Here is a 6,565-nt window from a genome sequence, read left to right on the forward strand (position 1 = left end):
AACCAAAAAACGCCATGACTGAAGCGCCCCTGCGACTCACCGAATTGTCTCACGGTGGCGGATGCGGCTGTAAGATCGCCCCCGCCGTGCTCTCGGAGATGCTGACCCACATGCCGGCGGCCCAGCCCTTCGCCAACCTGATGGTGGGCACCGAAACCGCCGACGACGCCGCCGTGTGGCGCCTCAACGACGAGCAGGCGCTGATCGCCACCACCGACTTCTTCATGCCGATCGTCGACGATCCCTTCGACTTCGGCCGCATCGCCGCCACCAACGCCCTGTCCGACGTTTACGCCATGGGCGGCACGCCGATCATGGCGCTGGCCATCGTGGGCATGCCGGTGAACAAACTGCCGCTGGAAGCCATCGGCCGCATCCTCGAAGGCGGCGCCAGCGTGTGCGCCCAGGCCGGCATCCCGGTGGCGGGCGGCCACAGCATCGATTCGCCCGAGCCCATCTACGGCCTCGTGGCCCTGGGCATCGCCCACCCGGATGTGATCAAGCGCAACCGCGACGCGAAAGACGGCGACGTGCTGATCCTCGGCAAGCCGCTGGGCGTGGGCATCCTCGGCTCGGCCATGAAGAAGGGCGTGCTGGATGCCGACGGCTACGCCCAGATGATCGCCACCACCACCAAGCTCAACACCGTCGGTCCGGCGCTTGCCAAGCTGCCCGGCGTGCACGCGCTCACCGACGTCACCGGCTTTGGCCTGCTCGGCCATCTGTTGGAGGTGTGCCGTGGCGCCAGCCTGGGGGCCACGGTGCAGGTGGCCGACGTGCCGATGATGCCGGCCGCCGTGCCCTTTGCGAAACAGGGCATCGGCCCCGGCGCCATCGCCCGCAATCTGGCCAGCTGCGGCGACGCGGTGCGCTTTGACGAGGGCGTGGCCGAATGGCAGCGCAGCGTGCTGGCCGACGCCCAGACCAGCGGCGGCCTGCTGGTGGCCTGCGACGCCGCCAGCGCCGACACCGTGCTGGAAACCTTCCGCGCCGGCGGCTTTGGCGACGCGGCAGTGATCGGCCGCATCCACAGCGGCCCCGCCGAGGTGCGCATCGCCGGCTGAGCAGCCAGCCGTGGGGTGATCGGCGGGGCTTCGCCCTGCAAACCCGCAGTTGTTTTGTAGGTCGGACTTCAGTCCGACACTGCCGTCATTGCAAAAAGCCTTGCCCGCAAGGCTTTTTGCTTTGGGGGGCGAGCTTCAAAGCCTTGCGACCAAAGCAAAAAGCCTCGATAGCAACGCTGCGGGCCTTGGGCGTCGAGCAGAAAGCCTTACGGCCAAGGCAACAGGCTTTGCGCGCAAGGCAGATAACTTGAAGATGCAAAGCGCCAAGCCTTGCGGGCAACGCAGTTTGCCTTGGGGTCGCGGCTCGAGGCCTTGCGGCACGAGCTTTGAAGTGGGCGCGCAGAGGGGCAAGCCCGGAACGACGAGCGGATCAGCTTGCGGCCAAAGCTCAGGCCTGCGTCCCGGGAGTCGGGATCAGATCAAGGGTGCTGCGGAAGGAAGAACGCAAACCAGCACCGCGTTCCGCCGGGAGGAGTAGCGGAACGCGGGTGGCTTTCAGGGAGACGCAGGCAGTAAGGCACGACTCCGGATCGAAGGGCACTTTCGAAGGGGAGCCGCCGGCGCGCGGCCTGCGCACGCACCGGCAGGTCTGGTTGGGGTTGAGGGTCGCCGGCTTGGCCGGTCTTGGGGCTTAGGCCGGTTCGCAGATGGCTTCGGGTTTGCTTTCGAGCATCGAGCCATTCTCTTCGGCGCGCAGGTGCCAGGCAAAGGCCTCGCGCAGCAACTGCGGGGTGTGGCCGCCGCGGCGGCAGGCGCGCTGGTAGTAATCCCGCAGCATGTCCCGGTAGAGCGGATCGGTGCAGTGGTCGATGATCTGGTGGGCGCGCTCGCGGGGGGCGAGGCCACGCAGGTCGGCCAGGCCGTGCTCGGTGACGATGATGTCGGTGTCGTGCTCGGTGTGATCCACGTGGGGCACCATCGGCACGATGCTGGAGATCGCCCCGCCCTTGGCGATGGACTTGGTGACGAACACCGACAGGTGGGCGTTGCGGGCGAAGTCGCCCGAACCGCCGATGCCGTTCATCATGTGGGTGCCGCCCACGTGGGTGGAGTTCACGTTGCCGTAGATGTCGCACTCCAGCGCGGTGTTGATGGTGATGAGGCCGAGCCGGCGGATCACCTCCGGGTGGTTGCTGATCTCCTGCGGGCGCAGCACCAGGCGCGACTTGTAGTGCTCGATGTTGCCCAGCACGCGCTCGTAGGTGTGCTTCGACAGGGTGATCGACGAAGCCGACGCAAAGGAGAGACGGCCGTCGTCGAGCAGCTCGACGGTGGAATCCTGCAGCACCTCGGAATACATCTTCAGGTCGCGGAAGGGCGAATCCAGCATGCCGTGGAGCACCGCGTTGGCGATGGTGCCAATGCCGGCCTGCAGGGGCTGGAGGCTGGGCGACAGGCGGCCGGCCTTGACCTCGTGGGCCAGGAAATCGTTCAGGTGCCCGGCGATGGCCTTGGTGTCGTCGTCCGGCGGCAGCACGTTGGACGGGCTGTCGGCCTTCTCGGTGATGACGATGGCGACGATCTTCTCCGGGTCAACGGGGATGAACGGCAGGCCGATGCGCTGCTCCGGCGAGATCAGCGGAATCGGCAGGCGGTGCGGGCGGTAGGTGGGGATGTAGATGTCGTGCAGGCCCTCGAGGCCGTGGGGCATGGTCAGGTTGATCTCGACGATGATCTTCTTGGCAAGCACCGCAAAGCTCGCCGAGTTGCCCACCGAGGTGGTCGGCACGATGCCGCCGTTCTCGGTGATCGCGGTCGCCTCGACCACCGCGATGTCCACCGGCGCGATCTGGCCGGAGCGCAGCTGCTCGACGGTTTCAGACAAGTGCTGGTCGATGAACATCACCTCGCCGGCGTTGATCTTGCGGCGCAGGGTCGGGTCGGACTGGAAGGGGATGCGGCGGCTGATCACGTTGGCGTCGGTCAGCACCTTGTCGATGTCGTTGCCCAGGGACGCGCCGGTCATCAGGGTGATCTGCAGGTGCTCGTTGGCGGCCCGCTCGGCCAGCGCAAAGGGCACCGCCTTGCAGTCGCCGGCGCGGGTGAAGCCGCTCATCCCGACGGTCATCCCGTCGGCAAACAGCGCGGCGGCGGCCTCCGGCGACATGATGCGATCCCGCAGGCGGGCAAGGCGAATACGATCCATGGGCATTGCTGTTTTCTCCGGTCCTCGATTTTCGGGGGGCCCCGCCTCGTTCGGACGGGATCGCGGCGGAGTATAGGGGCGCATCGCCAGTCATGTTATGACTTAAAATCCTGCCATTGAGTCGTTTTTTTCATGACCAGAATGGACCTGCGCGCCCTCCGCTACTTCGTCGAAACCGTCCGCCAGCAGAGCTTCACCGCCGCCGCCGAGCGCCTCAATGTCACCCAATCCACGGTGAGCAAAATGATCCGCCAGCTGGAGGACGAGATCGGCCAGCCGCTGCTGATCCGCGACGGCCGCCAGCTCCACCTCACCGACGTGGGCCGGGTGGTGCTGGAGCGCGGGCAGGAAGCCCTGGGGGTGATGCACAACCTCACCCGCGAGGTGGCCGATCTGGCCGACCTGACCCGCGGCGAGCTGACGGTGGGCATTCCGCCGATGGTGAACCTGCTCTTTGCCCCGGCGGTGAAGGCCTTCCGGGCCCGCTATCCGGCCCTCGCCCTGCACCTGCGGGAGCTGGGCGGGCAGTTGATCGAGCAGCAGGTGACGGCCGGCGAGCTGGAGGTGGGCGCCACCCTGCTGCCCACCGAGCCGGGCCTCGGGCTCGCCTCCCGCAGCGTCGGCCACTACCCGCTCCATGTGGTGGGGCCGCTGCAGGCGAGCTGGACGCATCACGCCCAGGTGCCCCTGGAGGCCCTGCGCGACACCCCGCTGCTCCTGCCCGGCGACGATTTCTCGCTCACCCGGCGGGTGCGGGAGGTCACCGCCGCGTCGGGCTTCGAAGCCCGCATCGCAGCCCAGAGCGGCCAGTGGGATTTCCTCATCGCCCTGGCCGCCGCCGGGCTCGGCACCACGCTCATCCCCGCCCCGCTGCTGGCCCGCCTCAACCTGGGCGCCGAACTGGCCGTCCGCCCCCTCGCCGAACCCCGGCTCGACTGGCACGTGGCCGTGATCTGGAAGCCCGGCGGCTACATGTCCCGGGCCGCCCAGGCGTGGCTGGCAGTGTGCGAGGAAAACCTGCTGGCGACCGGCTGAGGGGCGGTCGCGTTACCATCCGGCCTACAACGCCCACACTACCGGAGACAGCCCATGGATACCCGCTACCTCGACGACCTCACCGCCGGCGACCGCTTCGTGAGCGGCGGCTTCACCTTCACCGAAGCGGCCATCATCGACTTCGCCTTCCAGTACGACCCGCAGTCCTTCCATCTCGATGCCAACGCCGCGGCGGATTCGCCCTACGGCGGGCTCATTGCCAGCGGCTTCCACACCATTGCGGTGTGCTTCCGGCTGTTCATCCAGAACGGCATCTTCGCCCAGTCGAGCATCGGCTCGCCGGGCCTCGACGAGCTGCGCTGGCTGGCGCCGGTGCGCCCGGGCGACACCCTGCACAGCGTGGTCGAGGTGCTCGAGGTGCGACCGTCGTCGTCCAAGCCCGACCGGGGCATCGCCCGCATGCGCTACACGGCGGTCAACCAGCGCGGCGAGACGGTGCTCTCGTTCATCGGCAACAACCTGCTCAAGCGCCGCCCCGCGTAAGCCTCAGGCCGCCAGCACGGTGGCCAGCCAGTCCTCGATGTCGCGCACTTCCTCCAGGCACAGGCTGTGCTCCATGCGGTAGGTCTTCCAGGCCAGCGGATAGCCGGCGGCGGTGAGCTGGTCGGCCGAACGCCGGGCAAAGTCGTGGGGGATCACCGGATCGGCCACGCCGTGGGCCATGAAGATCGGCACGTCTCGGTTGGCCTCGCTGGCCTCGCCCGCCAGGGTGTCGGCGAGCGGCAGATAGGTGGACAGCGCCAGCACGCCGGCCAGCCGGTTGGGGTGGCGCAGCGCGGTGTGCAGCGCGATCGCCCCGCCTTGCGAGAAACCCGCCAGCACGATGCGGCTGTCGGGAATGCCGCGGGCGATCTCGCGGGCGATCAGCGCCTCGACCTGCGCGGCCGATTCGATGACGCCGGCGGCATCCTCGCGCCGGCCGCTGAAATCCTGCGACAGGATGTCGTACCAGGCACGCATGATGTAGCCGCCGTTGATCGTCACCGGCCGCTGGGGCGCGTGGGGAAACACGAAGCGCGTCGGCGGCAGGCGGTCGATGTCGAGTTCATCGACCACCGGCTCGAAATCATGGCCGTCGGCCCCCAGCCCGTGCATCCAGATGACGGCGTGGGTGGGCGTCGGGGCGGTGGTGATCTCGACGGCGGGCAGAAGATTGGCGCTCATGGCGATTCCTGAAAAAGTGATTCCGCGATTCTAACTGCGGCAGATGTCACACCACCCGCCCTCACTCCTGGCAAACGGCGCGTTTTTTTGCGCAAGATCATGACGCCCGGGCAGGGGCGGAGTAGATTTATAAGCTTTATCCCACGCAGCGCCCGAGTTTATGGAAAACACTGCCGCCGACACCCTGATCCGAACCAACCTGGAGTTCCTGCGCCGTCACGCGCCCTTCGACCGGATGGAGGCGGAAGCCCTGCGCTTTCTCGGTGAACGGCTGGCCACCGCCTTCTACCCGGCGGAATCCGAAATCCTGATGCCCGAAGACGGCCCGCCGCGCTTCTTCTATATCGTCTATCGCGGCAAGGTGCAGGCGCGCCAGATGGGCGGCGTCGCCGTCACCGAATACGCCACCCTCACCCTGGGCCCCGGCGAAGGCTTCCCGATCGGCGCCATCTCCGCCGAGCGCCGCTCCACCAACAGCTACATCGCCGTCGAAGACAGCTACTGCTTCCAGCTCCCGGCCGCCGATTTCCTGCGCCTTCAAGAGCTCTCGCCCAGCTTCCAGATCTTCTGCACCCGCTACATCGCCAGCCTGATGAGCCAGTCGCGGGAGCAGCTCCAGGCCCAGTTCTCCCAGCGCGCCGCCGAGCAGCAGACGATGACCACGTCGCTCGCCAATCTGGTCAAGAAGGCGCCGATCTTCGTCAGCCCCGATGTGGCCACCCGCGGCGCGCTCGAGAAGATGGCCGAGGCCGGCGTCGGCTGCCTGGCCGTGGCCGGCGAAGACGAGAAGCCCGTCGGCGTGCTCACCCAGAGCGACATCCTCAAGCGCATCGTGCTCACCGGCTTCGATCTCACCCGGCCCATCGCCGACGTGATGACCACCCCGCCCCACACCCTCCACGCCAACGCCAGCGCCTACGACGCCGCCCTCGAGATGGCCACCCACGGCGTGCGCCACATCCTGGTGGTGGATGCCGAGGACAAGCTCAAGGGCGTGATCTCCGAGCGCGACCTCTTCGCCCTGCAGCGCATCGGCCTGCGCCAGATCCGCGCCGGCATCGAGAGCGCCGCCGACGTGCAGGCCCTGCAGCGCGCCAGCCGCGACATCCGCCAGCTGGCCCTCAACCTGCTCGCC

The 6,565-nt window shown here is 67.8% G+C and carries 6 protein-coding genes; 4 read left to right on the top strand and 2 right to left on the bottom strand.

What is annotated here, in order from left to right:
• Positions 1 to 14: 14 nt before the first annotated feature.
• Positions 15 to 1,064 (top strand): selenide, water dikinase SelD, encoded by a 1,050-nt coding sequence (gene selD / locus Q0672_RS13165; RefSeq protein ID WP_298622859.1) that lies wholly within the window; start codon positions 15 to 17, stop codon positions 1,062 to 1,064.
• A 631-nt stretch (positions 1,065 to 1,695) separates the two neighbouring features.
• On the opposite strand, the gene Q0672_RS13170 is transcribed toward selD, so the two are convergent.
• A complete protein-coding gene (locus tag Q0672_RS13170) occupies positions 1,696 to 3,216 on the bottom strand; it encodes an acetyl-CoA hydrolase/transferase family protein (protein ID WP_298622861.1) in 1,521 nt (506 codons plus the stop codon).
• 126 nt (positions 3,217 to 3,342) lie between these two features.
• Here Q0672_RS13170 and Q0672_RS13175 point away from each other — a divergent pair, with 126 nt between their 5' ends.
• Both Q0672_RS13175 and Q0672_RS13180 read left to right on the top strand, forming a co-directional pair.
• The gene (locus Q0672_RS13175; RefSeq protein ID WP_298622863.1) at positions 3,343 to 4,245 is read left to right on the top strand and encodes a LysR family transcriptional regulator; all 903 of its coding nucleotides are present in this window, start codon (positions 3,343 to 3,345) and stop codon (positions 4,243 to 4,245) included.
• Between the two features lie 54 nt (positions 4,246 to 4,299).
• Positions 4,300 to 4,749: a MaoC family dehydratase gene (locus Q0672_RS13180; protein ID WP_298622865.1), complete on the top strand. Its 450-nt coding sequence runs from the start codon at positions 4,300 to 4,302 to the stop codon at positions 4,747 to 4,749.
• Between the two features lie 3 nt (positions 4,750 to 4,752).
• Here the strand turns inward: Q0672_RS13180 and Q0672_RS13185 are convergent, their stop codons facing one another.
• Entirely contained in the window at positions 4,753 to 5,430 is a 678-nt protein-coding gene (locus Q0672_RS13185; protein ID WP_298622867.1) for an alpha/beta fold hydrolase, read from the bottom strand.
• Positions 5,431 to 5,590: 160 nt separating this feature from the next.
• Between Q0672_RS13185 and Q0672_RS13190 the strand changes: the two genes are divergently transcribed.
• Positions 5,591 to 6,565 (top strand): CBS domain-containing protein (locus Q0672_RS13190; RefSeq protein ID WP_298622869.1); only part of this gene is annotated, 975 nt, incomplete at its 3' end.

This window comes from uncultured Zoogloea sp. (assembly GCF_937894855.1).
Lineage (GTDB): Bacteria > Pseudomonadota > Gammaproteobacteria > Burkholderiales > Rhodocyclaceae > Zoogloea > Zoogloea oryzae.

Bases quoted from the DNA above. Each gene is read 5' to 3' on its own strand.
- selD (WP_298622859.1), top strand. From the start codon at position 15: ATGACTGAAGCGCCCCTGCGACTCACCGAATTGTCTCACGGTGGCGGA.
- Q0672_RS13170 (WP_298622861.1), bottom strand. From the start codon at position 3,216: ATGCCCATGGATCGTATTCGCCTTGCCCGCCTGCGGGATCGCATCATG.
- Q0672_RS13175 (WP_298622863.1), top strand. From the start codon at position 3,343: ATGACCAGAATGGACCTGCGCGCCCTCCGCTACTTCGTCGAAACCGTC.
- Q0672_RS13180 (WP_298622865.1), top strand. From the start codon at position 4,300: ATGGATACCCGCTACCTCGACGACCTCACCGCCGGCGACCGCTTCGTG.
- Q0672_RS13185 (WP_298622867.1), bottom strand. From the start codon at position 5,430: ATGAGCGCCAATCTTCTGCCCGCCGTCGAGATCACCACCGCCCCGACG.